Origin of the sequence: Hansschlegelia sp. KR7-227 (assembly GCF_049446035.1) — a bacterium.
Taxonomy (GTDB): Bacteria; Pseudomonadota; Alphaproteobacteria; order Rhizobiales; family Methylopilaceae; genus Methylopila.
This window is the reverse complement of sequence record NZ_JBMSEA010000001.1, coordinates 2,802,501-2,828,813: the sequence shown is the minus strand read 5'-3', so window position 1 is coordinate 2,828,813 and position 26,313 is coordinate 2,802,501. Positions and strand designations below refer to the sequence as shown.

The window sequence follows — 26,313 nt, the reverse complement described above, 5'->3', positions numbered from 1 at the left end:
CCGCCCGAGGCGTGCGTCAGGCCAGGCGGCCGTGGCAGTGCTTGTATTTCTTTCCCGAGCCGCAGGGGCAGAGCGCGTTGCGCGGGGTGGCCGCCCAGGTCGACGGGTCCTGCGGATCGACGTTCGCGGCGGAACGCATGGAGCCCGCCTCGAAGGCCGCGACGGCCTCCGCCAGCGCCATCTCGTTCTCGCCGGTCGTCGGGTCCGCGTGGATCTCGTGCATCTCGGGCAACGGCTCCCCGGCGAGAGGGGGCGGCTCCTGCACCAGCTCGACGCGCATGAGCTGGCCGGTCACCGCCTCGCGAAGCTTCGCCAGCATCGCCTGGAACAGCTCGAAGGCTTCCGACTTGTACTCGTTCAGCGGGTCGCGCTGGCCGTAGCCGCGCAGGCCGATGACCTGCCGCAGATGGTCGAGCGTCGCGAGATGCTCGCGCCACAGATGGTCGAGCGTCTGCAGCAGGACCGCCTTTTCGATCTGGCCGGTGATGTCCGGCCCGAAGCGCTCGGCGCGCTCGGCGGAGGCGGCGTCGGCCGCCTTCGTCAGCCGCTCGCGGATCTCCTCGTCGGCGATGCCCTCCTCGGCCGCCCAGGCCACGACCGGCAGGTCGAGGTTCAGGATCTCGCGGACCTCCTCCTCGAGACCGGCGGCGTCCCACTGCTCGGGATAGGCGTTCTCGGGGATGTGGCGTGTGACGATGTCGTCGATGACGTCATGCCGCATCTCGGTGATCGAGGCCGTGATCGAGCTCGCCTGGAGGAATTCGAGCCGCTGCTCGAACACCGCCTTGCGCTGGTCGTTCATGACGTTGTCGTATTTCAGAAGGTTCTTGCGGATGTCGAAGTTGCGCGCCTCGACCTTCTTTTGCGCCTTTTCCAGCGCCTTGTTCACCCAGGGGTGGACGATCGCCTCGCCTTCCTGGATGCCGAGCTTCTGAAGCATGCCGTCGATGCGCTCGGAGCCGAAGATGCGCATCAGGTCGTCCTGCAGCGACAGGAAGAAATGGCTGCGTCCAGGGTCGCCCTGTCGGCCGGAGCGGCCGCGCAGCTGGTTGTCGATGCGGCGGCTCTCATGGCGCTCGGTGCCGACCACGAACAGGCCGCCGGCCTGAAGCGCGATCTCCTTCTTGGCCGCGATCTCGGTCTTGATCTCGGCGATGCGCGCCTCCCGCTCGGCGGGATCGTCGACGCCGTCGAGCTCGCGCTCGATGCGCATCTCCAGATTGCCGCCGAGCTGGATGTCGGTGCCGCGGCCGGCCATGTTGGTCGCAATCGTGACGGCGCCCGGGACCCCGGCGTCGGCGACGATGTGCGCCTCCTGCTCGTGGTAGCGGGCGTTTAGCACCTGATGGGGCAGCTTCGCCCTCTGCAGCGCCTCGGAGAGCTGTTCGGACTTCTCGATCGAGGTGGTGCCGACGAGGATCGGCTGGCCGCGCGTCTGGCAATCGCGGATCAGCTCGATGATCGCCTTCTCCTTCTCGCCGGCCGTGCGGTAGACCTCGTCGTCGTCGTCGACGCGGGCGACCGGCTGGTTGGTCGGGATCTCGACGACCTCGAGGCCGTAGATGTCGAGCAGCTCGTCCGCCTCGGTCAGCGCGGTGCCGGTCATCCCGGCGAGCTTGTAGTACATGCGGAAATAGTTCTGGAAGGTGATCGAGGCGAGCGTCTGGTTCTCGGGCTGGATCTTCGCGCGCTCCTTGGCTTCGAGCGCCTGGTGGAGGCCTTCCGAATAGCGCCGGCCCGGCATCATGCGGCCGGTGAACTCGTCGATGATGACGACCTCGTCGCCGCGGACGATGTAATCCTTGTCCTTCGCAAACAGCTTGTGCGCGCGCAGCGCCTGCGTGACGTGGTGGACGACCGTGACGTTCTCGACGTCGTAGAGGTTGTCGCCTTTGAGCATCCCGGCCTCTTCGAGCATGCGCTCGATGTGCTCGTTGCCCTGCTCGGTCAGCGTCGTGGTGCGCTGCTTCTCGTCGATCTCGTAGTCGCCGTCGACCAGCCGCGGGATGAAGGCGTCGACCGCGACATACAGCTCGGATCGATCCTCCATCGGGCCGGAGATGATCAGCGGCGTGCGCGCCTCGTCGACGAGGATCGAGTCCACCTCGTCCACGATCGCGAAGGAATGCCCGCGCTGCACCATCGCGCGGACGTCGTATTTCATGTTGTCGCGGAGATAGTCGAAGCCGAGCTCGTTGTTGGTGGCGTAGGTGACGTCGCAGGCGTAGGCCTCGCGCCGCTCGTCGTCGTCCATTCCATGGACGATGACGCCGACCGACAGGCCCAGGAAGCCGTGGACCCGGCCCATCCAGCCCGAGTCGCGCTGGGCGAGGTAATCATTGACGGTGACGACGTGGACGCCCTGTCCGGCGAGCGCGTTGAGGTAGGTCGGCAGCGTCGCGACCAGCGTCTTGCCCTCGCCGGTCTTCATCTCGGCGATGCGGCCCTCGTGCAGCGTCATGCCGCCCATCAGCTGGACGTCGAAATGCCGCTGCCCGAGCACGCGCTTCGCGGCCTCCCGCACCACCGCGAAGGCCGGCACGAGCAACTCGTCGAGCGTCTTGCCGGCCGCGAGCTGCTCGCGGAATTCGGACGTCTTGGCGCGGAGCTGTTCGTCGCTCAGCGCGGCGATCTCCGGCTCGAGCGCGTTGATCTCGGCGACCCGCGGACGCAGCGCTTTCAGGCGGCGCTCGTTGGATGAGCCGAACAGGCGTCGGGCGAGACCGCCGAACATGAGGTTACCTTTCTCGGTGGGCGCAGGCGCTCCGGCCGCGCATATGCGGTCCGGGCTTGGATGCTGACCCCGACATACGCTCTTTTTTGAGGCGCTTTTCGCGCGCGCAAAGGCCAGCGGGTCAGATAAGAGGGGGCCTCAGGGTTGTCAATCCGAAGCCTTTCCGACAATGTCCCGCGCCATTGGGGCGCGACACCGCGCACAACGGATGACGATCATGACATTTTTCGACCTGACGGCCCGGCGCCTGGCGGTGTTTGGCGCGACAATCGCCTTGACCGTGGCCTGTGGTCCGGTCGCGATCGCGCAGACGCCTCCGCCCGCGCCGGAAGCCGCGAAGGCCGCACCGCCGCAGGATCCCGCGACCGTGCTGGCGACCATCGACGGCGACAAGATCACCGCCGGCGACGTGGAGGTCGCGTCGGACGATTTGCAGCAGTCGATGGCCTCGATGACCGAGCCGCAGCGCCGGGACTACGCGCTGAACTATCTCATCGATCTCAAGCTCGCCGCCCGGGCGGCCGAGAAGGACAAGCTCGGCGACGGCGAGGACTTCAAGAAGCGGCTCGGCTACCTCAGGGACCGCGCTTTGATGGAGGAGCTGCTCCAGAAGGAGGCGAAAGCCGCCGTCACCGAAGAGCGGATGCGCAAACTTTACGACGAGACCGCCAAGAACCTGAAGCCGGAGGAGGAGGTCCACGCTCGCCATATCCTGGTGAAGACCGAGGCCGAGGCGAAGAAGGTCGAGGAGCGGCTCGGGAAGGGCGAAGATTTCGCGGCCATCGCCAAGGAGGTCTCGATCGACCCGGGCTCCGGAAAGCAGGGCGGCGACCTCGGATTCTTCGGCCGCGGCCAGATGGTGCCGGCGTTCGAGGAGACGGCGTTCAAGCTCGAGCCGGGCAAGGTCTCTGAGCCCGTGAAGTCGCAGTTCGGCTACCACGTCATCAAGCTCGAGGAGAAGCGCACCCGACCGGTGCCGCCGTTCGAGCAGGTGCGGCCGCAGATCGAGAACTACGTGGTGCGCACCGCCCAGCAGGATCTGATCCTGAAGCTGCGCAACGACGCCAAGATCGAGCGCGCCGACGCGCCGGCCGAGCCCAAGCCTGGCGCCGCCGAACCCGCCGCCCCCGAGGCGGCGCCGGATCCGGCTGCCAAGCCGAACTGAGAACGTCGCCTTTTTTTGACGGTCCGCGCGTTCGCGGTCCCGCAGTCCGACGCCGCGCCTTTTCCGAAGGCGCGGCGTCGTCATATTCCCATCGCCGATGTCTGCGGCTATCCCTCCTCATCGCCAGACGGGCGCGCGGCGACGCCCTCCCGCCCGGTTCCTTTCGAAAATCGGAGCGACGCCCGCATGTCGACCGCCGTCTCCCCGCTCGCCCCTAAGACTCTCCCGACACTGCCGCCGATCGTGGGCGTCCGGCTCGCAACCGCGGCGGCCGGGATCCGCTACGCCGGCCGCACCGATGTCCTGCTGGTGGCGTTCGATGGGGGCGCGACGGTCGCCGGCGTCTTCACGCGCTCCCGCTGCCCTTCGGCGCCCGTCGAATGGTGCCAGGAGAGGATCGGCGGCGGGCGGATCCGCGCGCTTGTCGTCAATTCCGGCAACGCCAACGCGTTCACCGGCGCTAGCGGACGCGCCGCGACCAAGCTGACCGCGGAGCTCGCCGCTGCGGCGGTCGGCTGCGAAGAGTCCGAGGTCTTCCTGGCCTCGACCGGGGTGATCGGCGAACCGATGGACGCCTCGAAGTTCGGCGGCGTGATGCAGGGCCTCGCGTCGGACGCCGACGCGGGCGGCTGGGAGGCCGCGGCCCGCGCGATCATGACGACCGACACGTTCCCGAAGCTCGCGACCCGCACGGCCGAGATCGGCGGCGTCACGGTGACGATCAACGGCATCGCGAAAGGCGCGGGCATGATCGCGCCCGACATGGCGACGATGCTGTCCTTCGTCGCCACCGACGCCGCCCTTCCGGCGACGGTTCTTCAGGCCGTGCTCGCCGATGCGGTCGGCCGCACCTTCAATTGCGTCACGATCGACGGCGACACCTCGACCTCCGATACGCTGCTCGCCTTCGCGACCGGAAGCGCCGGCAACGCTGCCGTCTCCGACGTCGCCGACCCGGCGCTCGCAGGATTCCGGACGGCGTTCGAGGACCTGCTGGCCGAACTCGCCCAGTTGGTCGCCCGAGACGGCGAGGGCGCGCGCAAATTCATCACCGTCGAGGTCGCGGGCGCGGTGACGGACGCCTCGGCCCGCCGAATCGCCCTGTCGATCGCGAACTCGCCGCTGGTCAAGACGGCGGTCGCCGGCGAGGACGCCAATTGGGGCCGGGTGGTGATGGCGGTCGGCAAGGCCGGCGAGCCCGCGGATCGCGACCGGCTCGCGATCCGCTTCGGCGACATCCAGGTCGCCGAACTCGGCGCGCGCGATCCGACCTACGACGAGGCGACTGCGTCGGCCTACATGAAGAACGAGGAGATCCTGATCGCCGTTGATCTCGGCCTGGGGACGGGAACCGCCCGGGTTTGGACCTGCGACCTGACCGAAGGTTACATCGCGATCAACGCGGACTATCGCTCATGAGCGTTTTCTGGAACGCATCCTTAAGCTGCGCAGCGGACCATGTCCTTTAAGGACGCGTCTTCGACCATCGTCCTTGTCGTCGCCTGCGCCTTGATCGATCCCGACGGCCGCGTGCTCATCGCGCAGCGGCCCGAAGGCAAGAGCCTGGCGGGGCTGTGGGAGTTTCCCGGCGGCAAGGTCGAGGCGGGGGAGCGGCCGGAAGAAACCTTGGTCCGGGAACTCGCCGAAGAGCTCGGCGTCGCGGTCGAGGAGCCGTGCCTCGCGCCTTTGACCTTCGCGAGCCACCGTTACGAGACGTTCCACCTGCTGATGCCGCTTTACGTGTGCCGGCGCTGGACGGGGATCGTGACGGGACGCGAGGGGCAGGCGACGCGGTGGGTCCGCCCGGACCGGCTTCGCGACTTTCCGATGCCGCCGGCCGACGAGCCGCTGATCGCGCATCTCGTCGACCTGCTCTGATGCGAGCGCCCGCCGCGAGGGCGAAAACCGTCGCTGGAGGCGCGTTGATGGCATGCACGAGGACGGCGTCGGTCGGGCGGCTCATCCGCCGCTTCGCTGGAAGGCGCGACGGCGCGACGGCGATTGAATATGCGCTGATCGCCGGTGGCCTTTCGATCGTGATCGCTGTCACAGTGTTCGCCATCGGCGGAACGCTCCGGGACAGCTACTTCGTGGCCCTGTTGCCGGCCGTCACCGCGCCGTCGTCGACGGAATGATCACGTTCCGGGCGCGCGCCCGTCCGGCCGAAGCGCCTCGGCGAGTCGCATCTTGGCGCTGCCGGGCTTGAGCGGCGTCTGCTGGTCCGGATGCGGCGCCCAGCCCGACAGCCACACGATCTCGAAGGTCGCGCGCACCCGGCCGTCGGCGTCGGAGAACCGCTCGGCGTAGATGTCGAGCGCGCGCGCGAGCGTCGCCCGCCGCAGAGGCGCGCGGCGGCGCTCGACAAGCGCGTTCGTCGCCCCCCAGGCTCTCAGATCGGCCATCAGCGCGAGCGGATCGCCATAGCGCACGGTGACGCGGTCGACGTCGGTCACCGGAAGCGCGAAGCCCGCGCGCTGCAGCAGGCCGCCGAGCGCGCGCAGGTCCGCGAACGGCAGCACGCGCGGGCTGACGCCGCCTTCCATGTCCGCCTCCGCCGCCGCGAAGGCCTGGCGAAGCTCAGTCAGCGTGTCGCCCCCGAGCAGGCAAGCGAGGAACAGCCCGTCCGGCCTCAGCGCGCGCCGCGCCTGAACGAGCACGCCGGGAAGATCGTCGGCGAACTGCAGCGCGAGGCAGGACGCCACCAGGTCGAAGCTTTCGGCCTTGAAGGGCAGCGTCTCCGGATCGCAGACGACGTCGCCGTGGTCGTCGGGGAAGGCGGCGCCGCGTAGGACGCGCCGTCCCGGCGCTCCGCGCCGAAGGGAGCCGGCGAGCAAGGCGCCGGGGGTCGCGAGGTCGAGCGCGAGCGGGAAGGGACGAAGGGTCGCCGCGAGCCGGTCCTCGGCGTCCTCCACGGCGCGGCGCAGCAGGAAATCGGCGTTTCCCGCGGACGCGGCGGCGGCGGCTCGAGCCCGGAAGCGCGCCAGCGCTGCGCGGTCGATGAGGCGCGGGACATCAGGCACGCTTGGGGTCTCTCCGCGTTACGGCTTCTTCCGGATCTTGACGAAGACCCCGTTGCGACGTCCGATTGACGAGGTGCAACCTCAGGGTGCGGGTGAGCGATGGCCTATCGGTGGACATGCACGTGCTGCGGCGGGATGTTTGACGAACTGCCGCTCTGTTGGGGCTTCCCCGCGCCCGACGATTATATGGACTTGCCGGAGGCCGAACGGGAGGTCCGGGCGCAGCGTACGCCGGACGTCTGCATCATCGACGAAGAACGCTTCTATGTCCGCGGCCTGATCGAGATTCCGATCCTCGGCACGGAGGACGTCTTCGCCTGGACGGTCTGGGCGTCGCTCTCGATCACGAGCTTCGACCGGATGGTCGAGACATGGGACGACGACGACCGACACCAGACCAGCGGGCCGTTCTTCGGCTGGCTGAACTCGGACCTGCCCTACGATCCGGGAACCGGCGGCCTGAAGACGATGGTCCATCAGCGGCCGCCGGGCTTCGCGCCCTTGATCGAGCTTGAGCCGACCGATCATCCGCTCGCCATCGAACAGCGCGACGGGGTGACGCTCGCCCGGGTCGCTGAGATCGCAGGACGGATGGCGTCGCACTAGCCGTCAGGCTCGCGCGGCCGGGCGGGCGGCGGCGGGCGCCTCCAGCCCGGGCAGCCGGCCTTCGGCTTCGAACATATAGTCGCGGGCGAGCGGCGTGGCGTCGACGGCGCGGGCGAGCTGGATCTGGAACACCATGTGCTTGCCGTAGCGGAACGAGAACTCGCTGATCAGCAGGTAGAACTCCCACATCCGGCAGAACCGCTCGCCGAGCAGTTCTGCCGCCTTTGCGCGGTTCGCCTCGAAGCGGCGGCCCCATTCGAGACAGGTCTCGGCGTAGTGCAGCCGCCAGATCTCGGTGTCGGTGACCCAGAGCTTCGACTGCTCGATCGCGGTGAAGGTCTCCGACAGCGCGGGCGCGTAGCCGCCGGGAAAGATGTACTTCCGCACCCAGGCGCCGGTGGTCCCCGGTCCGCCCTTGCGGCCGATCGAGTGCAGCAGCGCGACGCCGTCGTCCGTCAGCAGCGAGCGGACCTTCGTGAAGAAGGCCGGAAAGTTCGCGAGCCCGACATGCTCGAACATGCCGACCGAGACGATGCGATCGAACTTGCCCTGGACCTCCCGGTAGTCGCGCAGCTCGAACGTCACCCGGCCCGTCAGCCCGCGCGCGGCGGCGCGTTCGGTCGCGAGCTTGTGCTGTTCGGTCGAGAGCGTGACGCCGAGCACCTCGACGTCGCAGGCCTCCGCCAGATAGATCGCCATCGAGCCCCAGCCGGACCCGATGTCGAGCACGCGCTGCCCGGGCTTCAGATCGAGCTTCGACGCGATGTGGCGCAGCTTGTTGACCTGCGCCTGCTCCAGCGTGTCGTCCGGCGAGCGGAAATAGCCGCATGAGTAGTTCAGCCCCTCGTCGAGGAAGAGCCGGTACATCTCGTTCGACCAGTCGTAATGGCTCTCGACGTTCTTTTTCGAGCGGGCGGCGTCGTTCGCCGGCGCGAAGCGGCGCAGGCGCTTGATCCAGGTCCGCATGGTCTTCTGGATTGGCTGGGCGCGCAGGTTCGTGCGGTTGAGGGCGTAAAGCGTGAGCAGGTCGCGAAGCGTGCCCTGCTCGATCGTCAGCGTGCCGTCCATATAGGCTTCGCCGGTCTTGAGCTCCGGATTGAGGAACAAGGCGCTGTGAAGCTTGGCGTCCCGCAGACGGATCGTGACGACCGGTCCCGCCTCCGCGCCGCCCATCACATGCGAGCCGCCGAAAGCGTCGATCACGGTGAGTTGGCCGACGCGGATGAACCGGCCGAGCATGGCGTTGAGCATCTGCATTGACGACTCCGGCGACGGCGTGCGCTGATCGGCCCTTTAGAGCAGCGGGCTTTCCATGGCGATGCCCCTCGACGCATTCCTCGCTCGTGTCAACGCCTCACGAACGACGGCCGGTCCGTGGATCTCGCGCGCCGGCCGCGCCGCGCTCAATTTCGCCTTGCCGCCGCAGTGCCTCGCCTGCTCCGCGCCCGTCACCGAGATTGGCGGCCTCTGCGTCGCCTGCTGGAGCGCGCTGAAGCTGATCGAGCGGCCCTATTGCGAGCGGTTGGGCACGCCGTTTCCCGCCGATTTCGGGCCGGGCCTGCTGTCTCCCGCCGCGATCGCCCGCCCGCCGGCCTATGACCGGGCGAGGGCGGTCGCCCGCTTCGACGGCGCGGCGCGCGATCTGGTCCATCGCCTGAAATACGCCGACGGCGTCCACCTCGCCCGGCCGCTCGGGGCGATGATGGCGCGCGCCGGGCACGAATTGCTCGCCCCGGACGCGCTGCTCGTCCCCGTGCCGCTGCACCGTCGCCGGCTGTGGGGCCGACGCTTCAACCAGGCTGCGTTGCTGGCCCAGGCGGCGGCGCGAACAGCTAGGGCGGCGATCGCGCCGGAGGCGCTCGAACGCATCAAGTCGACCCGGCCTCAGGTCGGACTGACCGCGGCGCAGCGCGCCGACAACCTGGCCGGCGCCTTCCGGGTCTCTCCCGGGGCGTTTCTCAAGGGGAGGCAGGTCGTGCTGGTCGACGACGTGCTGACGACCGGCGCCACCGTCGACCGGCTTGCGCGACTGGTCCGCCGCGCGGGAGCAGCCTCGGTTGACGTGCTGGTCTTCGCCCTTGTTGTGAACGACGCCTGACTGTCTATATCGTCGGACCCGCTTTGAACCGATCCCAGAGGCCGCCATGCCGTCGGTGACGATCTACGCCCGGTCCGACTGCCCTTACTGCCACATGGCCAAGGATCTGCTTGGCCGGAAGGGCGTGGCCTATGAGGAGATCGATGTCGGCCGCGAGCCGACGCGCCGCGCCGAGATGATCGAACGCGCGGGCGGGCGGACGACCGTGCCCCAGATCTTCATCGACGGCCGGCATGTCGGCGGCTGCGACGACCTCTATGCGCTTGAGGGCGCCGGCGGCCTCGACCCGCTGCTCGCGGCATGACCGAAGAGAAAACCCCGCGCCGCCTCGTCGTCGGCTGCGTGCAGATGCGCTCGGGCGTCGATCCCATGCGCAACCTCGACGTCGCGGCGCGTCTGGTGCGCGAGGCGGCGGAGGCCGGCGCGACCTATGTGCAGACCCCGGAAATGACGAACATCCTGGTCCGTTCCCGCAAGGATCTGTTCGCAGCCATCCTCCCGGAGGCCGCCTGCCCGGCGGTCGCGGCGTTCCAGGAGCTCGCGCGCGGGCTCAGCGTGACCGTGCATCTCGGCTCGATCGCGGTTCGCCTGGACGGCGAGCGCGCGGCGAACCGCAGCTTCGTCATCGATCCCGCCGGCGACATCGTCGCGCGCTACGACAAGATCCATATGTTCGACGTCGACCTGCCGGACGGCGAGACATGGCGGGAATCCGAGACCTACCGGCCGGGCGAGCAGGCGGTGAGCGTGCAGTTGCCCTGGGGGCGGTTGGGGCTGACGATCTGCTACGACCTGCGCTTCCCCATGCTGCACCGGGCGCTCGCCGAAAGCGGGGCGGAGGTGCTGGCGTCGCCGGCCGCCTTCACAGCCCAGACCGGCAAGGCGCATTGGCACGTGCTGCTGCGGGCGAGGGCGGTCGAGACCGGCTCCTTCGTGGTCGCCGCCGCCCAGGGCGGCAAGCACGAGGACGGCCGCGAGACCTACGGCCACAGCTTGGTGGTGGACCCCTGGGGGCGCGTCCTCGCCGAGGCGGACGGCGCCGAGCCCGGCGTCATTCTGGCCGAGATCGATCTTGAGGAGGTCGCCTCGGTGCGTCGCCGGATCCCCGCCCTCGAGAACGGCCGGCGCTTCGGCGTGGTCTCCCTCCCGAGCGAGCCGACCGCGTTGCGTGAGGTCGGGGCCTAGGCAGATGATTCTCTACCAACTCACCTGCGCCGAGGGCCATGGCTTCGATGGCTGGTTTCGGTCGTCCGGGGACTTCGACGCGCAGTCGGCGCGCGCGCTGCTGGAATGCCCGGTCTGTGGATCGCAGAAAGTCGAGAAGGCCCTGATGGCGCCGACGATCGCGAAGGGAACTCCGTCCCCCGCCGTCGAAACGACTTCCGGTCAGGAATCGGAGCCGCCGGCCCCGGTCGCCCTGCTGACCGAGAAGGAGGCGCGGCTGCGAGCCATGCTGCGCGACGTCCGCCGTCAGGTCGTGGCCCGTTCCGAGGACGTCGGCGACCGCTTCCCCGAGATCGCCCGGCAAATGCACGCCGAGGAGGCCGAGCCGCGGTCGATCCGCGGCCGCGCCACTGCCGAGGAGGTGAAGGAGCTGATCGAAGAGGGCATCGACATCCTGCCGCTGCCGCCCTCGCCCGACGACGGGAACTGAGCGGCTCCGGGCTCAGGACGTCGGGGACAGCGGCTTCATGCGGGGCGCGGCCGGCGGATCGCGCAGGATCAGTCGGCGCGGCGGCTCGGGAACGACCAGAGGCGGGAGCGGAACGGGCGGTTCGTCGTCGAACGAACTCTGGCGCCCGACGACCCGGTCGCGCTCGTCGGAGCGGCCGGCGGCGGCCCGGGCCTCGTTGGCCTTGCGGGTCATCGCGATGAGCCGGAAGAGATCGACGAACTGGCCCAGCCCCAGCAGGCCGAAGGTGATCAGCCACAGAAAGCCGGTGAGCGGCCGGCCGACGTAGAAGCGGTGCAGTCCGCACAGGCCGATGAGGCTGGCGAGCCAGAGCAGGAAGGCGACGGACGTCCGTCTGACGCGCATGGAAGGACGGTCCCGGTCCGGCGCGTCGCGCCTGGGGTGTCGCCGATCGGCCGGTCGAAGACTGGTCCCGCGGGATGAACGTTCCTGCGCGTGTTTCCGTCGAATTGAATGCGTCGACGAGGTTTAGGACGCCCGTGCGGCCGCGAGCGTGTAATTGACCGACATGTCGTCGCTTGGTCCCCACGCGTTCCTGAGGGGATCGAACTTGATTCCACGCTGATCGGCGACGTCGAGGCCGACGCTCCGGCAGGCGAGACGCAGCTCCGCGGGGGTGACGAACTTCTCGTAGGCATGCGTGCCGCGCGGCAGCCAGCCCAGGACATACTCCGCGCCGATGATGACCAGCGCGTGCGCCATCAATGTGCGGTTGATCGTGGAGAACAGCGCGATCCCGCCTGGCTTCACGAGCTTCGCCACCGTGCCGACGAAGGCGTCGACGTCGGCCACGTGCTCAATGACCTCCGACGCCGCCACGACGTCGAACGCCGCGCCGTCTGCAAGCAGAGCCTCCGCGGTCGTGGCCCGGTAGGAGATTTCGAGGCCGGCCTCCGCGGCGTGCGCGGCGGCGACCGTGATCAGCTCCGCCGCCGGGTCGACCCCCGTCACTTCGGCGCCGAGCCGGGCGAGGCTCTCGCTGAGCACCCCCGCGCCGCAGCCGACGTCGAGCAGGGTCAGCCCCTCCAGCGGCCGCATCTCCGAAGCGTCGCGGGCGAAGCGCGCGGCGATCGCGTCGCGGAAGATCGCGACGCGGGCGGGGTTGAACCGATGAAGCGGCTTCATCGGCCCCTCGGGGTCCCACCAGCGCTGCGCGAGCGCGTCGAAGCGGGCGACCTCGCTCTCGTCGAGGCTCGGCGCCTGCGCTGCCTTGACCGTCGCCATCGGCGTCCTCCCTCCGGCGTTGTGTCCGCCGTGACCCGCCGCTATCTATAGCCGCGTTTTCGCCGGGGGCGCAGTCCTTCGTCCGCCGCCCGCCATTCCGGAAGCCGCTTCTCTCCCATGTCCCGCATCGTCATGAAGTTCGGCGGCACCTCGGTCGCGAACGTCGAACGCATCCGCAACGTCGCAGCGCATGTGAAGCGCGAGGTGGACGCCGGCCACGAGGTGGCGGTCGTCGTCTCCGCGATGTCGGGCGCCACCAACCAGCTCGTCGCCTGGACGACCGAAGCCTCCCCGCTGCACGACGCGCGCGAATACGACGCGATCGTCTCCTCGGGCGAACAGGTGACGTCGGGCCTGCTCGCGATTGCGCTGCAGGCGATCGGCGTTCCCGCGCGCTCCTTTCAGGGCTGGCAAATCCCGCTCAGAACGGACGAGTCGCACGGCGCGGCGCGTATCGCCTCGATCGAGGGCGAGACGCTGATCTCGCGTATGACGGACGGACAGGTGCCGGTGATCGCGGGCTTCCAGGGCCTCGCCCCGAACAACCGTATCGCGACGCTCGGGCGCGGCGGCTCGGACACCAGCGCGGTCGCCATCGCGTCCGCGGTGAAGGCCGACCGCTGCGACATCTACACCGACGTCGACGGGGTCTACACGACCGATCCGCGCATCGTGCCCCAGGCGCGGCGGTTGGAGCGCATCGCCTTCGAGGAGATGCTCGAAATGGCGTCGCTCGGGGCCAAGGTGCTTCAGGTGCGCTCGGTCGAGATGGCGATGGTGCACAAGGTGCGGGTCTTCGTGCGGTCGAGCTTCGACGCGCATGACGCGCCCCAGGTCGGACCCGGCGGGCTGCCGCCGGGAACGCTCATTTGCGACGAGGACGAGATCGTGGAACATCAGGTCGTCACAGGCATCGCCTACTCCAAGGACGAGGCCCAGATCAGCCTGCGCCGCGTGCAGGATCGGCCGGGCGTCGCCGCCGGCGTGTTCGGGCCGCTCGCGGAGGCGTCGATCAACGTGGACATGATCGTCCAGAACGTCTCCGAGGACGGCAAGACCACCGACATCACCTTCACGCTGCCCACCTCGGATCAGGCGCGCGCGATCCAGATCCTGAACGCCAAGAAGGCCGAGATCGGTTTCGAGGCGTTGAACACGGAGGCGGACGCCTGCAAGGTGTCGGTCATCGGCATCGGCATGCGAAGCCATGCGGGCGTCGCGGCGCAGGCGTTCCAGGCGCTCGCCAATCGCGGCGTCAACATTCGGGCGATCACCACCTCGGAGATCAAGATCTCCGTCCTCATCGACACGGCCTACGCCGAACTTGCCGTGCGAACGCTGCATTCGGTATACGGGCTCGACAAGGCCTGACGTCGTCAGGCTCTGGGCGACGCGGCGGCGGCCGCGAGGACCTCGATCGGCCCGAGAAGGCGGGGACGTTGCCGGCTCGGGCGCGCGACGCTATGGCGTCGCGACGTCGCGCGGGCTGACGATATTGCTCTAGCATGTAAAAGCGGGACGGGTTGGCGAGCGACAGGCCTGCCCCTGGGGCCGGGGAGCGGAAGATGCGAGGCGCGTATGGCGGCCCGCGCGTACTTTTGCGCAGGCTGCGCGAAGTCATGGCCGAACCGGTCTCGGCCCAGGAGCGCCTTGACCGCATCGTCGTGCTGATCGCGGCGAACATGGTCGCCGAAGTGTGCTCGGTCTACGTGCTGCGCGTCGACGGCGACCTCGAGCTCTACGCTACAGAAGGCCTCAACCGCGAGGCCGTCCATCGCACCACGATGCACAAGGGCGAAGGCCTTGTCGGCCTCGTCGCGGACGAGGCCGAGCCGGTCAACCTGTCCGACGCTCAGGCGCATCCGGCGTTCTCCTACAAGCCGGAGACGGGCGAAGAGGTCTACCACTCCTTCCTCGGCGTTCCGATCCTGCGCTCGGGCAACACGCTCGGCGTCCTCGTCGTTCAGAACAAGTCGCAGCGCAAATACTCCGACGAGGAGATCGAGGCGCTCCAGACGACGGCGATGGTCATCGCCGAAATGATCGCGAGCGGCGAACTCGCCGGCCAGGAGGGCGGCTTCGAACCCGTCGGCCGGCGCCCGGCGCACGCGCGCGGCGTCGCCCTGTCGGAGGGGATCGGGCTCGGCCACGTGGTGCTGCACGAGCCGCGCGTCGTCGTGAAGAACTTCATCGCCGAAGATTCGGCGGCCGAGCTCGCCCGTCTCGACAAGGCGCTCGCCAATCTGCGGGCGTCGATCGACGTGCTGATCGACGAGGGCGAGGTCGCCCGCGCCGGCGAGCATCGCGACGTCCTCGAGGCCTTCCGCATGTTCGCCAACGACCGCGGCTGGGGCCGGCGGCTGCATGAGGCCGTTCTGACCGGCCTGACCGCGGAAGCTGCGGTCGAGCGCGTGCAGTCCGACACCCGCGCGCGCATGCAGCGCCAGACCGACCCCTATCTGCGCGAGCGGCTGCACGATCTCGACGACCTCGCGAACCGCCTGCTCCGCGAACTGACCTCGCCCGGCAAGGGGATGGCGCCCCAGACCACCCATCTGCCGGACAACGCGATCATCGTCGCCCGCTCCATGGGCCCTGCGGCGCTGCTCGACTACGATCGATCACGGCTGCGCGGTCTGGTGCTCGAGGAGGGCTCGCCGTCGAGCCACGTCGCGATCGTCGCCCGAGCGCTCGGCATCGCCGCCGTCGGTCAGGTCGAGAACGCCGCTGGCCTGGTCGAGAGCGGCGATGCTGTGATCGTCGACGGCGTCTCCGGCGAGGTCCATGCCCGTCCGACCGCCGACGTCGAGCGCGCTTACGCCGACAAGGTGCGGTTTCGCGCGCGTCGGCAGGAGCAGTACCGCGCGTTGCGCGATCGGCCCTCGATCACCCGCGACGGCGAGACCGTGTCGCTGATGCTCAACGCCGGCCTTCTCGTCGACCTGCCGCACATTGCGGAGACGGGAGCGGCCGGCGTCGGCCTGTTCCGCACCGAGCTGCAGTTCATGGTCGCGTCCTCCATGCCGCGAACCGCGGCGCAGCAGCAGCTCTACCGGGCGGTGCTGGACGCCGCCGACGGGAAGCCCGTGACCTTCCGCACGCTCGACGTCGGGGGCGACAAGATCCTTCCCTATATGCGCAACGAACCCGAGGAGAACCCGGCGCTCGGCTGGCGGGCGATCCGGCTCGGGCTCGACCGGCCGGCGCTGTTGCGCACGCAGATCCGGGCGTTGCTGTACGCTGCGGCCGGGCGCGATCTGAAGCTGATGTTTCCGATGGTCGCGAGCATCTCGGAGTTCGACGAGGCGCGCGAGATCGTCGAGCGCGAGCACGCGCGCCTCGCGCGGCACGGCCATCCTCTGCCCTCGTCGCTCCAGCTCGGCGTCATGGTGGAGGTCCCTTCGCTGCTGTTTCAGCTCGACGAACTGCTGCAGCGCGTCGATTTCATCTCGGTGGGCTCGAACGACCTGATGCAGTTCCTGTTCGCCGTCGACCGCGGCAATGCGCGGGTGTCCGGGCGCTTCGATCCCCTCTCGCCGGCTTTCCTGCGCACGCTCGCTTTCGTCGCCGCGAAGGCGAAGGCCGCGGGCAAGCCGGTGACGCTGTGCGGCGAAATCGGCGCCCGCCCGCTCGAGGCCATGGCGCTGATCGGGATCGGCTACCGCTCGCTGTCGATGTCGCCGGCGGCGATCGGGCCGGTCAAGGCCGCCCTGCTCGAGGTCGACGCCCATGAGGTGTCGGCCTTCATGGCGCCGCTGATCGCGCGCACCGACGGGGGGCGCACGCTGCGCCCCGAGCTTCGGGACTTCGCCGCCGCGCGGGGCCTGCAGGTCGAGCCGTGAGCGCGGGTCTGTCGACGGCGCGGCTCGAGGCCGTTCTGGAGCGCTTCGCCGCGGTCGAGGACGAACTCGGGCGCGCGGCCGATGGCGGGTCGCTGGCGAGGCTCGGCCGTGAGCGCGCCGAGTTGCTGCCCGTGGTCGAAGCGATCGAGGCCCTTCGCGCGATCGACGCCGAGATCGGCGGCCTCGACGAACTGATCGCCGACGCCAAGACCGACGCCGAGATGCGGGCGCTCGCCGAACAGGAGCGCGCGGAGGCGGGAGCCAGGCGAGACGCCGCGGCTGAGGCTCTGCAGACCGAATTGCTTCCGAAGGACGCCACGGACGCCCGCGACGTCATCCTCGAAGTGCGCGCGGGCACCGGCGGCGACGAAGCGGCGCTGTTCGCCGGCGATCTCTTCCGGATGTACCAGCGCTTCGCCGAGTCTCAGGGCTGGCGCGTCGAGGTGCTTTCGGTCAGCGAGGGAACCGTCGGGGGTTACAAGGAGATCATCGCCGCGATCGCGGGCGACCACGTCTTCGCGCGGCTGAAGTTCGAGAGCGGCGTCCACCGGGTGCAGCGGGTGCCGGCGACCGAAGGGTCCGGCCGCATCCACACCTCGGCCGCCACCGTCGCCGTGCTGCCCGAAGCGGAGGAGGTCGACGTCGCGATCGACGATTCCGACCTGCGCTTCGACGTCTACCGCGCCCAGGGCGCGGGCGGCCAGCACGTCAACAAGACGGAGTCGGCGGTGCGCGTCACGCATCTGCCGACCGGAATAGCCGTCGCGGTCCAGGACGAGCGATCGCAGCATCGCAACCGCGCACGCGCGATCGCGCTGCTGCGCGCCAAGCTGTTCGACATCGAGCGGGAGCGGCTCGACACCGCCCGCGCCGACGCCCGGCGCGGCCAGGTGGGCTCCGGCGACCGCTCCGAGCGGATCCGCACCTACAATTTCCCGCAAGGTCGGGTCACCGATCACCGGATCGGCCTCACCTTGCACAAGCTCGACGCCGTCATGGCCGGCGAAGCGCTGGGCGAGATCGTTGACGCGCTCGCGGCGGAGCAGCGCGCCCGTCTGCTGGCCTCCGAATCCGAAGCGGCGTGACCCGGGGCGAGGCCGTCCGCGCCGCCGCGGCCGCCCTGCGCGAGGCGGGCGTCGAGGAAGCCGATCTCGACGCCCGCGTGCTGGCGCTCGAAGCCTTCGGCGTCGACCTCGCCCGACTTGTCGCCGGCGCGCGGGAGCCGGCGCCGTCCGACGCCCTCGCGGCGCTGGACGCGATGGTCGCCCGCCGCGCGGCCGGCGCTCCGGTCGCGCGCATCCTGGGGCGGCGCGAGTTCTGGGGCCTGCCGTTCAGGCTCGGCCCCGCCGCCCTGGTGCCGCGGCCGGAGACCGAAACCGTGGTCGAGGCGGCGCTCGCGGCGGTCGGACCGGCCCGTCGCGCGCTCTCCATCCTCGACCTCGGCGTCGGCTCGGGCTGCCTCCTGCTCGCCGTTCTGAGCGAGCGGTCGGAGGCGGTTGGCCTGGGCGTCGATCGATCGGAGGCGGCGGTGGCGACGGCCCGGGCAAACGCCGCGGCGCTGGGGCTCGAGAGTCGGGCGCGCTTCGTCGTCGGCGACTGGGCGTCGGCCCTGGACGACACGTTCGATCTCGTGACGTCGAACCCGCCTTATGTCCGCCGGGGCGACATGCCGGGCCTCGACCGGGAGGTCCGCGACCACGATCCGGCCGCGGCGCTCGACGGCGGCCCGGACGGCCTGGACGCCTATCGCGCCATCGTCGCCGACCTGCCCCGTCTGCTCGCGCCGGACGGGGTCGCAGCGCTCGAACTCGGCGTCGGTCAGGCCGACGACGTCGCCGCTCTTGGGCGCGGCGTCGGCCTCGTCGTCGAGCGCGTCGCGCCCGACCTCGCCGGCGTCGCCCGGGCGATCGTCTTCAGGCAGGCGCGCGGCTCCTCCGAGCGACGTTAAAAACCCCTTGGAATCCGTACGCCGCGCCGCTATGTTCGGGCTCGGAATCATCTGACGCCCGCCCTGTGTTACGGGGCCTGTGAGCGACGGATGGATGTTTTCGGAGCGGCGCGGGTCCGAAGGATCTGGCGCGACAGGCTCTGAAGATCGACGCAAAGCTTCGATCGCGCCGAAGTCGTTGTGCGGGGGCTCACGCCCGCGGAACGCATCGGGTCTCGCGGGCCGGCTTCCGCCAGTTTTGGCGCGGCGCCGGAAAGCGAGCCCGGCGGAGCGGGGGACGCGAGACGTCAAGCCCCGGGCCGAGCGGCCTTACAAATAGAACGAGTGCTGATTTGAACCCCATGAGGCAAGGTCAATCGAAGCGGCTCCGCGGCCGCGGTCGCGGCGGGAGCGGCGGGGGCGGCGGCGGCGGCGGCGGCGGGAGTGGCGGCAAGGGCCCGAACCCGCTCAACCGGTCCTACGAATCAAACGGCCCCGACGTGAAGATCCGGGGCAACGCGGCGACCATCGCTGACAAGTATGTGCAGCTGTCGCGCGACGCCCTGACGGCGGGGGATCCGGTCTCCGCCGAAAACTACATGCAGCACGCCGAGCACTACTACCGGTTGCTCGCCGCGGCGCAGGCCCAGTTTCAGCCGCACCAGACCTTCGTGCGCGCCGACGCCGACGACTACAACGACCCCGATTTCGACGAGGACAATGCCGACGGCGCCGGCGAGGCCAACAGCCAGCCTCAGGCGCAGCCGCAGCCGCAGTCGAACGGCGCCCCTCAGCCCTACCGCAACGACCAGCCGCCTCGGCCGAACGGCGACCAGGGGCGCTCGAACGGCGGGTACGCTCAGCCTGGCCGCGACGGCGAGCGGCGCTTCGATCGAAACGAGCGCAACGACCGCACTAACGATCGGCGCGACAGTCGTTCGGATCGTCCGGGCGGTCGCTTTGAGAACCGTGACCGCGCGGCGGCGCCTCGCTCTGAAGAGCAGCCCGCATTAAGCGAACTCCCGGCGTTTATCACCGCCGGCGCCCCGCCGTCGGTCGCGGAAGAGGCGCCGAAGCCCAGGTCGAAACCCGAATCGAAGCCCGAAGCGGTCGCGCCCGAGGCCGTCGCCGTCGAAGCGGCCGCCGCCCCGGACACCGCAGTCGACGCCCCAGCTTCGACGGATGACGACGCTCCCGCGCCGTCCTCGCGCGGGCGCCGCCGCCGTTATGGTCGCTACGGCCGCAGCGCCTCGGGCGAGGAGGACGCAGCCGAGCCGTCGCCGCAGCCGACCGCGGACGCGCCTTCGGACTGACGTCTGATCTGATGGTCGCGGCGGCGTCGGTCGCCGGCGCGACCGTTCCGCGCAGCGCTTGCCGGGGAGCCGCTCTCGCGCCAGTTCGTGCGCTCGCGGCTTGATCGCGATCGGCGGCATGATCGGCACAGACGATGGGTTCGGTCAGCGCGCTGACGACGCTGAACTTTCTGATGGCCGACGTTCGCGACGGCCTTGGTCCCTATCTGGCGATCTTTCTCCAGGGGCAGGGCTGGTCGGCGGTCGACATCGGAGTGGTGCTGACGATCGGGGGGCTCGCGGGCATGCTCGCGACGACGCCGATGGGCGCCTTCGTGGACGTCACCACGAAGAAGCGGCTCGTTACGATCGTCGCGGGCCTCGCCGTCACAGCGGCCTGTCTTTCCATCTTTTATATCCCGGGCTTCGGCGTCGTTTCGGTCGCCCAGATCCTCACCGGCGTCGCCGGCGCGGTGATTCCGCCGGCGATCGCCGCGATGACGCTCGGCATCGTCGGGCCTGACGCCTTCTCCCACCAGATCGGCCGGAACGAGGCCGCGAATCATGCGGGCAATGTGGCCGCCGCGGTCGCCTGCGCGGGATTTTCCTACATCTTCGGCATCAAGGCCGTGTTCTTCGTCATGATCGCGATGGCGGTCGGCTCGGTCGCCGCGACGCTCGTCATCCGGGAAGCCGACATCGACCACGAGGTGGCCCGCGGGTTCGACGCCAAGACGAGGGACGGCGGCGCGTCGGGCGTCGCGGTGCTGCTGAAGACGCCCGCGCTGATGATTCTCGGCGCCATCCTGTTGCTGTTCCACTTCGGCAACGCGCCGATGCTGCCGCTCGTCGGACAGCGCATTGAGGCGCTGGGCCTGGGCAACGCCGTGTTCTGGACGTCGGTTGCGATCATCGTCGCTCAGGCCGTCATGGTGCCGATGGCGTTGCTCGCCGCGCGCATCGCGGAGCGCTTCGGTTACGCCCCTCTTCTGTTCGCGGCTCTGATCGCGCTTCCTGTCCGCGGGGTGATCGCGGCTTCGACGCCGGAGGCGTGGATCGCAATTCCGGTGCAGATGCTGGACGGGGTGGGAGCGGGAATTCTTGGCGTCGTCACCCCCGCGCTGGTGGCGCGGATCCTGAGGGGGACGGGCCGCTTCAACATCGGGCTCGGCGCGGTCATGACCGTGCAGGGAATCGGCGCAAGCCTGTCGACCACCGCGGCCGGTTATATCGTACAGCATGGCGAGGGCGTGCCGTCCGCCCTGGGACTTGATTTCGGCCTCACTGGCTACGGGGTCGCGTTCCTGGCGCATGGCGCAGTCGCGCTGGTCGCGCTCGCATTGTTCTTGGCGACGATGCGGCGGTTGCCGCTTGCGCCCGAGGGCGGCGTCCGGCGCGACGTCGCGGATGGCGCCGCCGCGGCGACGCCCGCGTAGAGCGCCAAGTCTGCCGCCTTACAGCAGCCGGACGGGCGCGCCGACCTCGAGTCGGCCGCCCGCGACCGCTTCCGCATAGACGCCGCAGTCCGCGTGTCCGAGCCGCTTCTGGAGCGTCGCGGGTATCGTTAGGTCGCGTTCGGCCGTGGTCGGGTCGACCTCGGTCGCGGCGCAGCGCACGGTGCGCTGGACCACCCGGAACTCGACTTCGCCGATCGTGAGCCCGCGCCCGACCCAGTCGAGCTCCTCCCAGGCCCCGAAACCCTCGACGTCGACATTGCCGCGAAAGCGCAGCGGATCGACCGTCGCGCCGACGAAACCCTCGATCGCCGCGACGCTCGCGCGGTTGATCAGGGAAACCACGCCCTTCGCGGTGTCGGAGAAGGTGTGGCAGGGGGGAGCGGGAAGAACCTTGAGCGGGCCCTTGAGCTCCTCGCCCATGAACTCGGAAAACCAGCTCTCGATTTCGGCGCGCCCGGCCGCGGACGCCAAGTCCGCCTCGAGCGCCACGACGCCGTCGCGCCGGATCTCAAGCCGGCCGCACGCGGCGTCGTAGCGCGTGTCGAGGCTGGCGAGACGCGCGTTCCGCATCAGGCAGAGGAACTTGAATTTCGGGATCTTGCGCGGCGCTTCGGGATCAAACCCCGACGGACCGTTCTCGATCGCGAAGGCACGGTCGCCCGGCAAGTGGCGGCCGGGCTCGACGTCTATGGCGGCGAGCGACTCCGGGGAAAGGCCTTTGACGGGATAGCGCCGCAGCGTGGCGACAAGGCCGACGGTCGATCTCACGGATGGTTCCTGACGCAGATCAAAGGCGAGGCGACGGTTCTCCGTCACCATCCCCTTTCGTGGCGAAATGGCAACACCATATTCGCGGAAGCAGGGTCGCCTCTGGGGGCCCAGTGCGCCGCTCCCGCATGGGTTCGGCGAAGACGAACTGAGGCGCCGGCCGGACTGGCCGCAAGGCGGCGAAAGCCGGCGCGCTCGAAGGGAGAGTTTTCATGAACCCGGAAATTTACACCGAACGCGTCCGCGGCTTCCTGCAGGCCGCGCAATCCGCGGCCAGCGGCGCGGGCCATCAGCAGCTTCTGCCGGAGCATGTGCTCAAGGTCCTGCTCGACGATCCGGAGGGGCTCGCCTCCGGGCTGATCGAAAAGGCCGGCGGCCGGCCGGCCGACGCGCGCGCCGCCGTGGAGGCGGCCTTGCGAAAGGTCGCGAAGGTCGGCGGCTCGGGCGCCGGCAACCTCTATCTGGCGCCCGCCACCGCGCGAATCTTCACCTCGGCCGAGCAGGTCGCGAAGAAGGCCGGCGACCAGTTCGTGACCGCCGAGCGGCTGTTGACCGCGATCGCGCTCGAAAAGGACACCGAGGCCGGCAAGGCGCTCGCCGCCGCCAGCGTGACGCCGCAGGCGCTGAACGCCGCGATCGAGGATCTGCGCAAGGGCCGCACCGCCGATTCCGCGACGGCTGAAAACGCCTATGACGCGCTGAAGCGCTACGCCCGCGACCTCACGCAGGTCGCGCGCGACGGCAAGCTCGACCCCGTCATCGGGCGCGACGAGGAGATTCGCCGCACCATTCAGGTGCTGTCGCGGCGCACCAAGAACAATCCGGTTCTGATCGGCGAGCCCGGCGTCGGCAAGACGGCGATTGTCGAGGGGCTCGCGCTGCGGATCATCAACGGCGACGTGCCCGAGTCGCTCAAGGAGAAGCGCCTGCTTGCGCTCGACATGGGCTCGCTGATCGCCGGCGCGAAGTATCGCGGCGAGTTCGAGGAGCGCTTGAAGGCCGTGCTGTCGGAGGTGACCTCCGCGGCCGGGCAGATCATCCTGTTCATCGACGAGATGCACACGCTGGTCGGCGCCGGCAAGGCGGACGGCGCGATGGACGCCTCGAACCTGCTGAAGCCCGCGCTCGCCCGCGGCGAACTTCATTGCGTCGGCGCGACCACGCTCGACGAGTACCGCAAGCACGTCGAGAAGGACGCAGCGCTCGCGCGTCGCTTCCAGCCGGTGTTCGTCTCCGAGCCGACGGTCGAGGACACGATCTCGATCCTGCGCGGCATCAAGGAAAAGTACGAGCTGCATCACGGCGTCCGGATCGCCGATTCGGCCCTGGTCGCGGCGGCCACTCTCTCGAATCGGTACATCACCGACCGCTTCCTGCCGGACAAGGCGATCGACTTGGTGGACGAGGCCTCGGCGCGCCTCAGGATGCAGGTCGATTCCAAGCCGGAGGCGCTCGACGAGCTCGACCGGCGGATCATCCAGCTCAAGATCGAGCGCGAGGCCCTGAAGAAGGAGACCGATCAGGCCTCCAAGGACCGCCTCGAGAAGCTCGAGGGCGAACTCGCCGGCCTGCAGGAGGAGGCCGACGCGATGACGGCCCGCTGGCAGAACGAGAAGGACAAGCTCGGCCGGGCCCAGACGCTGAAGGAAAATCTCGACAAGGCGCGCATCGAGCTCGAGCAGGCGCAGCGGCAGGGCAATCTCGGCCGCGCCGGCGAACTCGCCTATGGCGTGATCCCGAAACTCGAGCGGGAGCTCAAGGAGACCGAGGAGGCCGCGAGCGAGAGCGGCTCCATGGTCGAGGAGGTCGTGACGCCCGACCGCATCGCCCAGATCGTGTCGCGCTGGACCGGCGTGCCGGTCGACAGGATGCTCGAGGGCGAGCGGGCGAAGCTGCTGCGCATGGAGGACGAGCTCGCGAAGCGCGTCGTCGGCCAGGGCGAGGCGGTTCAGGCCGTCTCGACCGCAGTCCGCCGCGCGAGGGCGGGACTCCAGGACCCCAATCGCCCGATCGGCTCGTTCATGTTCCTCGGGCCGACCGGCGTGGGCAAGACCGAGCTGACCAAGACGCTGGCCGCCTTCCTGTTCGACGACGACCAGGCGATGGTCCGCCTCGACATGTCGGAATACATGGAAAAGCACTCGGTCTCCCGCCTGATCGGCGCTCCTCCCGGCTATGTCGGCTACGAGGAGGGCGGGGCGCTCACCGAGGCGGTGCGGCGCAGGCCCTACCAGGTCGTGCTGTTCGACGAGATCGAAAAGGCGCATCCGGACGTCTTCAACGTCCTGCTGCAGGTGCTTGACGACGGCCGGCTGACGGACGGGCAGGGGCGCACGGTCGACTTCCGCAACACGCTGCTGATCATGACCTCGAACCTGGGGTCGGAATATCTCGTCAACCAGCCCGAGGGCCAGGACAGCGAGGCGGTGCGCGAGCAGGTGATGGCGGTGGTGCGGTCGCACTTCCGGCCGGAGTTCCTGAACCGGGTGGACGACATCGTGCTGTTCCACCGGCTCAAGCGCGAGCAGATGGGCGCGATCGTCGACATTCAGCTCGAGCGGCTGAAGGGCCTCCTCGCCGACCGCAAGATCACGCTCGATCTCGACGACGCAGCTCGCGCCTGGCTCGCCGAGAAGGGCTACGATCCCGCCTATGGCGCCCGGCCGCTGAAGCGGGCGATCCAGAAATACGTGCAGGATCCGCTGGCCGAGTTGATCCTCGCCGGCGAGATCAAGGACGGCGAGCGGGTGCCGGCGACGGCGTCGGGGTCGGGCCTGCTGATCGGCCGGCGGCACGTCTCCGCGGCGGCGTAAGCCGGACGCCCGGTGACCATCCCGGACTGGCCCAAGGCCGGTCCGGGAGCGCCGTGGCGCGGGGAGCGTCGTCGCAGCCTCGGCCGCGACCGCGCAGGCTTCAGCCGCCGGCGCGGACAGGGGTCGCGGCGGCGGCCGTGCTTGGCCCCTTGCCGAGCAGGCCGTCGATCCGCTTTCGCTCGGTCTCGAAGGCTGCGAGCATGTCGCCGTCGAGTTCGCGGCCGCGCGGGAGCTTGATGGTCATCGGGTTCACGAATCGCCCGTTGATCATCACCTCGTAGTGCAGATGCGCGCCGGTCGAGAGGCCGGTCGAGCCGACATAGCCGACGACGTCGCCCTGCTTGACCCGGGCGCCGGGGGCGACGCCGCGGGCGATGCCGGACATGTGGTTGTAGGTGGTCTCGTAGCCGTTGGCGTGCTGCAGCACGACCTGGCGGCCGTAGCCGCTCGTCCAGCCGGCCTTCTCGACCGTGCCGTTGCCGGACGCCACGATCGGGGTGCCGACCGGCGCCGCCCAGTCGACGCCCGTGTGCATCTTCGAATAGCCGAGCACGGGATGGCGACGGAAGCCGAAGCCGGAGCGCATCACGCCGCCATTCATGGGCTTGCGCATCAGGAACTTCTTCGCGGACTTGCCCACGTCGTCATAGTAGTCCGTGAGGCCGTCGTCGTCGGTCTCGAAGCGGTAGTAGCGGCGCTGTTCGCCGGCCAGTTTCAGCGACATGTAGTCGATCTCGCCGTCGCCGCCCGGCTCCTCAGGGTCGCAATAGAACAGCTCGAAACTGTCGCTCGGCCCCACGCGACGGTTGAAGTCGACGTCATAGGCGACGATCCGCACCATCTCGTCGGCGACCGCCTTAGGCACCTGGTTCTTCAGCGCCGCCTCGTAAAGCCCGTTGTAGAGGCTCATGCGGCCGGGGTTTCCCGGGCGCTCGACCTCGTCGGCGATCTCCTCCGGCGACGGCTCGTCCGCGAGGTCCGCTACGTCGGCGACCGCCACATAGTCTCCCATGTCCGACAGCGCGACCGAGCCGACATGCCCGCCGTCGGCGTCGAAGAGGCTGACGCGGACCGGCTGCAGCCGGGTCACGCCCGGGGCCGTGGCGTGGCCCATCAGCACCTTCAGGCGCTGCCCGGTCATGACCGAGGCGATGCCATACCCGTCGCGCCCGGCGAATTTCGCGGCGATGGCGCGGGCGTCCTCGGGCGCGGCCCCCGCGTCGCGCGTCAGCGCGAGCGCGAGCGGGCCGTCCGACGCCACCGCGACGGTGTTCTCGCCGGGGGCCGCGGGCCCGGCCGTCGCGGCCTCGGCGGATTTCGCGACCAGAGTCATGTTGCGCAGCGCGAGCTGCGAATCGAACGGCGCCACCGCGTCCGACCCCGCCTCCGCGGCGTAGGCGAAGCGCTGCTGCGCGCCGGGGGCCATCTGCATGGCCGGCTCGTAGCGGGCCGCGAGCTCGAAGGCGGCCGCCTCGCGCACGCGGGCGCGCACTTCGACCGGCGGCACGGTGGGACCTTCGTCGACGCCGACCCGGACGGCCGCCAGATCAGACACGACGAAGGAGAGATCGCCCTCCGAATCGGACTCCGGCGCGGCCCGGTCGCGATCCTGCGTCTGGATCTTCAGCGGATCGAAGGAGGGCACCCGGCTGGCGAACTCGGTCGGCGCCTGGG

23 protein-coding genes (1 of these 23 cut by a window edge) are annotated in these 26,313 nt (G+C 69.6%); 16 read left to right on the top strand and 7 right to left on the bottom strand.

The features are described from left to right. Positions 1-16 precede the first annotated feature (16 nt). Entirely contained in the window at positions 17-2,734 is a 2,718-nt protein-coding gene (gene secA, locus ACO2RJ_RS13215; RefSeq protein ID WP_423268460.1) for a preprotein translocase subunit SecA, read from the bottom strand. 217 nt (positions 2,735-2,951) lie between these two features. Between secA and ACO2RJ_RS13210 the strand changes: the two genes are divergently transcribed. The 4 genes from ACO2RJ_RS13210 (at position 2,952) to ACO2RJ_RS13195 (ending at position 6,034) form a co-directional block, all read left to right on the top strand. Further along, positions 2,952-3,899 (top strand): peptidylprolyl isomerase, encoded by a 948-nt coding sequence (locus tag ACO2RJ_RS13210; protein ID WP_423268459.1) that lies wholly within the window; start codon positions 2,952-2,954, stop codon positions 3,897-3,899. A 186-nt stretch (positions 3,900-4,085) separates the two neighbouring features. Continuing rightward, complete coding sequence (argJ, locus tag ACO2RJ_RS13205; RefSeq protein WP_423268458.1) at positions 4,086-5,318, top strand: bifunctional glutamate N-acetyltransferase/amino-acid acetyltransferase ArgJ; 1,233 nt, start codon at positions 4,086-4,088, stop codon at positions 5,316-5,318. A 39-nt stretch (positions 5,319-5,357) separates the two neighbouring features. After that, complete coding sequence (locus ACO2RJ_RS13200; RefSeq protein ID WP_423268457.1) at positions 5,358-5,777, top strand: (deoxy)nucleoside triphosphate pyrophosphohydrolase; 420 nt, start codon at positions 5,358-5,360, stop codon at positions 5,775-5,777. 47 nt (positions 5,778-5,824) lie between these two features. Next, positions 5,825-6,034, top strand: a complete 210-nt coding sequence (locus ACO2RJ_RS13195; RefSeq protein ID WP_423268456.1) for a Flp family type IVb pilin — start codon at positions 5,825-5,827, stop codon at positions 6,032-6,034. Here the strand turns inward: ACO2RJ_RS13195 and ACO2RJ_RS13190 are convergent, their stop codons facing one another. Then, positions 6,035-6,919, bottom strand: a complete 885-nt coding sequence (locus ACO2RJ_RS13190; protein WP_423268455.1) for a methyltransferase domain-containing protein — start codon at positions 6,917-6,919, stop codon at positions 6,035-6,037. Between the two features lie 99 nt (positions 6,920-7,018). On the opposite strand from ACO2RJ_RS13190, the gene ACO2RJ_RS13185 reads away from it, so the two are divergent. Continuing rightward, a complete protein-coding gene (locus ACO2RJ_RS13185; RefSeq protein WP_423268454.1) occupies positions 7,019-7,525 on the top strand; it encodes a DUF2199 domain-containing protein in 507 nt (168 codons plus the stop codon). 3 nt (positions 7,526-7,528) lie between these two features. On the opposite strand, the gene ACO2RJ_RS13180 is transcribed toward ACO2RJ_RS13185, so the two are convergent. Next, entirely contained in the window at positions 7,529-8,782 is a 1,254-nt protein-coding gene (locus ACO2RJ_RS13180) for a class I SAM-dependent methyltransferase (RefSeq protein WP_423268453.1), read from the bottom strand. Positions 8,783-8,843: 61 nt separating this feature from the next. Between ACO2RJ_RS13180 and ACO2RJ_RS13175 the strand changes: the two genes are divergently transcribed. Genes ACO2RJ_RS13175 through ACO2RJ_RS13160 form a run of 4 tightly spaced genes read left to right on the top strand, consistent with a single transcriptional unit; the run spans position 8,844 to position 11,277 of the window. Continuing rightward, entirely contained in the window at positions 8,844-9,623 is a 780-nt protein-coding gene (locus tag ACO2RJ_RS13175; protein WP_423268977.1) for a ComF family protein, read from the top strand. A 46-nt stretch (positions 9,624-9,669) separates the two neighbouring features. After that, positions 9,670-9,927, top strand: coding sequence for a glutaredoxin 3 (grxC, locus tag ACO2RJ_RS13170; RefSeq protein WP_423268452.1), 258 nt, complete (start codon positions 9,670-9,672; stop codon positions 9,925-9,927). Then, positions 9,924-10,808, top strand: coding sequence for a carbon-nitrogen hydrolase family protein (locus ACO2RJ_RS13165; RefSeq protein WP_423268451.1), 885 nt, complete (start codon positions 9,924-9,926; stop codon positions 10,806-10,808). Before grxC ends, ACO2RJ_RS13165 begins: the two co-directional genes overlap by 4 nt. Before the next feature lie 4 nt (positions 10,809-10,812). Beyond that, positions 10,813-11,277: a DUF1178 family protein gene (locus ACO2RJ_RS13160; RefSeq protein WP_423268450.1), complete on the top strand. Its 465-nt coding sequence runs from the start codon at positions 10,813-10,815 to the stop codon at positions 11,275-11,277. 12 nt (positions 11,278-11,289) lie between these two features. On the opposite strand, the gene ACO2RJ_RS13155 is transcribed toward ACO2RJ_RS13160, so the two are convergent. Further along, entirely contained in the window at positions 11,290-11,661 is a 372-nt protein-coding gene (locus ACO2RJ_RS13155) for a TM2 domain-containing protein (RefSeq protein WP_423268449.1), read from the bottom strand. Between the two features lie 123 nt (positions 11,662-11,784). Further along, positions 11,785-12,540, bottom strand: a complete 756-nt coding sequence (gene ubiG, locus ACO2RJ_RS13150) for a bifunctional 2-polyprenyl-6-hydroxyphenol methylase/3-demethylubiquinol 3-O-methyltransferase UbiG (protein ID WP_423268448.1) — start codon at positions 12,538-12,540, stop codon at positions 11,785-11,787. Between the two features lie 117 nt (positions 12,541-12,657). Between ubiG and ACO2RJ_RS13145 the strand changes: the two genes are divergently transcribed. From ACO2RJ_RS13145 to ACO2RJ_RS13120, 6 genes are all read left to right on the top strand, one after another. Next, positions 12,658-13,911, top strand: a complete 1,254-nt coding sequence (locus tag ACO2RJ_RS13145) for an aspartate kinase (RefSeq protein ID WP_423268447.1) — start codon at positions 12,658-12,660, stop codon at positions 13,909-13,911. Positions 13,912-14,105: 194 nt separating this feature from the next. Continuing rightward, complete coding sequence (gene ptsP, locus ACO2RJ_RS13140; RefSeq protein WP_423268446.1) at positions 14,106-16,382, top strand: phosphoenolpyruvate--protein phosphotransferase; 2,277 nt, start codon at positions 14,106-14,108, stop codon at positions 16,380-16,382. Then, entirely contained in the window at positions 16,379-17,467 is a 1,089-nt protein-coding gene (prfA, locus tag ACO2RJ_RS13135) for a peptide chain release factor 1 (protein WP_423268445.1), read from the top strand. Before ptsP ends, prfA begins: the two co-directional genes overlap by 4 nt. After that, positions 17,464-18,330, top strand: a complete 867-nt coding sequence (prmC, locus tag ACO2RJ_RS13130; protein ID WP_423268444.1) for a peptide chain release factor N(5)-glutamine methyltransferase — start codon at positions 17,464-17,466, stop codon at positions 18,328-18,330. The genes prfA and prmC overlap by 4 nt, the downstream gene beginning before the upstream one ends. A gap of 341 nt (positions 18,331-18,671) precedes the next feature. Continuing rightward, entirely contained in the window at positions 18,672-19,622 is a 951-nt protein-coding gene (locus tag ACO2RJ_RS13125; RefSeq protein ID WP_423268443.1) for a DUF4167 domain-containing protein, read from the top strand. A gap of 134 nt (positions 19,623-19,756) precedes the next feature. Next, positions 19,757-21,037, top strand: coding sequence for an MFS transporter (locus ACO2RJ_RS13120; RefSeq protein WP_423268442.1), 1,281 nt, complete (start codon positions 19,757-19,759; stop codon positions 21,035-21,037). 18 nt (positions 21,038-21,055) lie between these two features. Here ACO2RJ_RS13120 and ACO2RJ_RS13115 read toward each other — a convergent pair whose 3' ends face one another. Next, the gene (locus tag ACO2RJ_RS13115) at positions 21,056-21,826 is read right to left on the bottom strand and encodes an MOSC domain-containing protein (RefSeq protein WP_423268441.1); all 771 of its coding nucleotides are present in this window, start codon (positions 21,824-21,826) and stop codon (positions 21,056-21,058) included. A gap of 212 nt (positions 21,827-22,038) precedes the next feature. Here ACO2RJ_RS13115 and clpB point away from each other — a divergent pair, with 212 nt between their 5' ends. Continuing rightward, the gene (gene clpB, locus ACO2RJ_RS13110; protein WP_423268440.1) at positions 22,039-24,639 is read left to right on the top strand and encodes an ATP-dependent chaperone ClpB; all 2,601 of its coding nucleotides are present in this window, start codon (positions 22,039-22,041) and stop codon (positions 24,637-24,639) included. A gap of 100 nt (positions 24,640-24,739) precedes the next feature. Here clpB and ACO2RJ_RS13105 read toward each other — a convergent pair whose 3' ends face one another. After that, positions 24,740-26,313 carry the 3' portion of a M23 family metallopeptidase gene (locus tag ACO2RJ_RS13105; RefSeq protein WP_423268439.1) on the bottom strand. Its footprint extends 439 nt past the window's final position, so 1,574 of the gene's 2,013 nt are visible here — the last part of the coding sequence; its start codon lies off the right edge, out of view; its stop codon occupies positions 24,740-24,742.

Coding starts and splice junctions, on each gene's coding strand:
- secA (WP_423268460.1), bottom strand. CDS start 2,734: ATGTTCGGCGGTCTCGCCCGACGCCTGTTCGGCTCATCCAACGAGCGC.
- ACO2RJ_RS13210 (WP_423268459.1), top strand. CDS start 2,952: ATGACATTTTTCGACCTGACGGCCCGGCGCCTGGCGGTGTTTGGCGCG.
- argJ (WP_423268458.1), top strand. CDS start 4,086: ATGTCGACCGCCGTCTCCCCGCTCGCCCCTAAGACTCTCCCGACACTG.
- ACO2RJ_RS13200 (WP_423268457.1), top strand. CDS start 5,358: ATGTCCTTTAAGGACGCGTCTTCGACCATCGTCCTTGTCGTCGCCTGC.
- ACO2RJ_RS13195 (WP_423268456.1), top strand. CDS start 5,825: ATGGCATGCACGAGGACGGCGTCGGTCGGGCGGCTCATCCGCCGCTTC.
- ACO2RJ_RS13185 (WP_423268454.1), top strand. CDS start 7,019: ATGGCCTATCGGTGGACATGCACGTGCTGCGGCGGGATGTTTGACGAA.
- ACO2RJ_RS13180 (WP_423268453.1), bottom strand. CDS start 8,782: ATGCAGATGCTCAACGCCATGCTCGGCCGGTTCATCCGCGTCGGCCAA.
- ACO2RJ_RS13175 (WP_423268977.1), top strand. CDS start 8,844: ATGCCCCTCGACGCATTCCTCGCTCGTGTCAACGCCTCACGAACGACG.
- grxC (WP_423268452.1), top strand. CDS start 9,670: ATGCCGTCGGTGACGATCTACGCCCGGTCCGACTGCCCTTACTGCCAC.
- ACO2RJ_RS13165 (WP_423268451.1), top strand. CDS start 9,924: ATGACCGAAGAGAAAACCCCGCGCCGCCTCGTCGTCGGCTGCGTGCAG.
- ACO2RJ_RS13160 (WP_423268450.1), top strand. CDS start 10,813: ATGATTCTCTACCAACTCACCTGCGCCGAGGGCCATGGCTTCGATGGC.
- ACO2RJ_RS13155 (WP_423268449.1), bottom strand. CDS start 11,661: ATGCGCGTCAGACGGACGTCCGTCGCCTTCCTGCTCTGGCTCGCCAGC.
- ubiG (WP_423268448.1), bottom strand. CDS start 12,540: ATGGCGACGGTCAAGGCAGCGCAGGCGCCGAGCCTCGACGAGAGCGAG.
- ACO2RJ_RS13145 (WP_423268447.1), top strand. CDS start 12,658: ATGTCCCGCATCGTCATGAAGTTCGGCGGCACCTCGGTCGCGAACGTC.
- ptsP (WP_423268446.1), top strand. CDS start 14,106: ATGCGAGGCGCGTATGGCGGCCCGCGCGTACTTTTGCGCAGGCTGCGC.
- ACO2RJ_RS13125 (WP_423268443.1), top strand. CDS start 18,672: ATGAGGCAAGGTCAATCGAAGCGGCTCCGCGGCCGCGGTCGCGGCGGG.
- ACO2RJ_RS13120 (WP_423268442.1), top strand. CDS start 19,757: ATGGGTTCGGTCAGCGCGCTGACGACGCTGAACTTTCTGATGGCCGAC.
- clpB (WP_423268440.1), top strand. CDS start 22,039: ATGAACCCGGAAATTTACACCGAACGCGTCCGCGGCTTCCTGCAGGCC.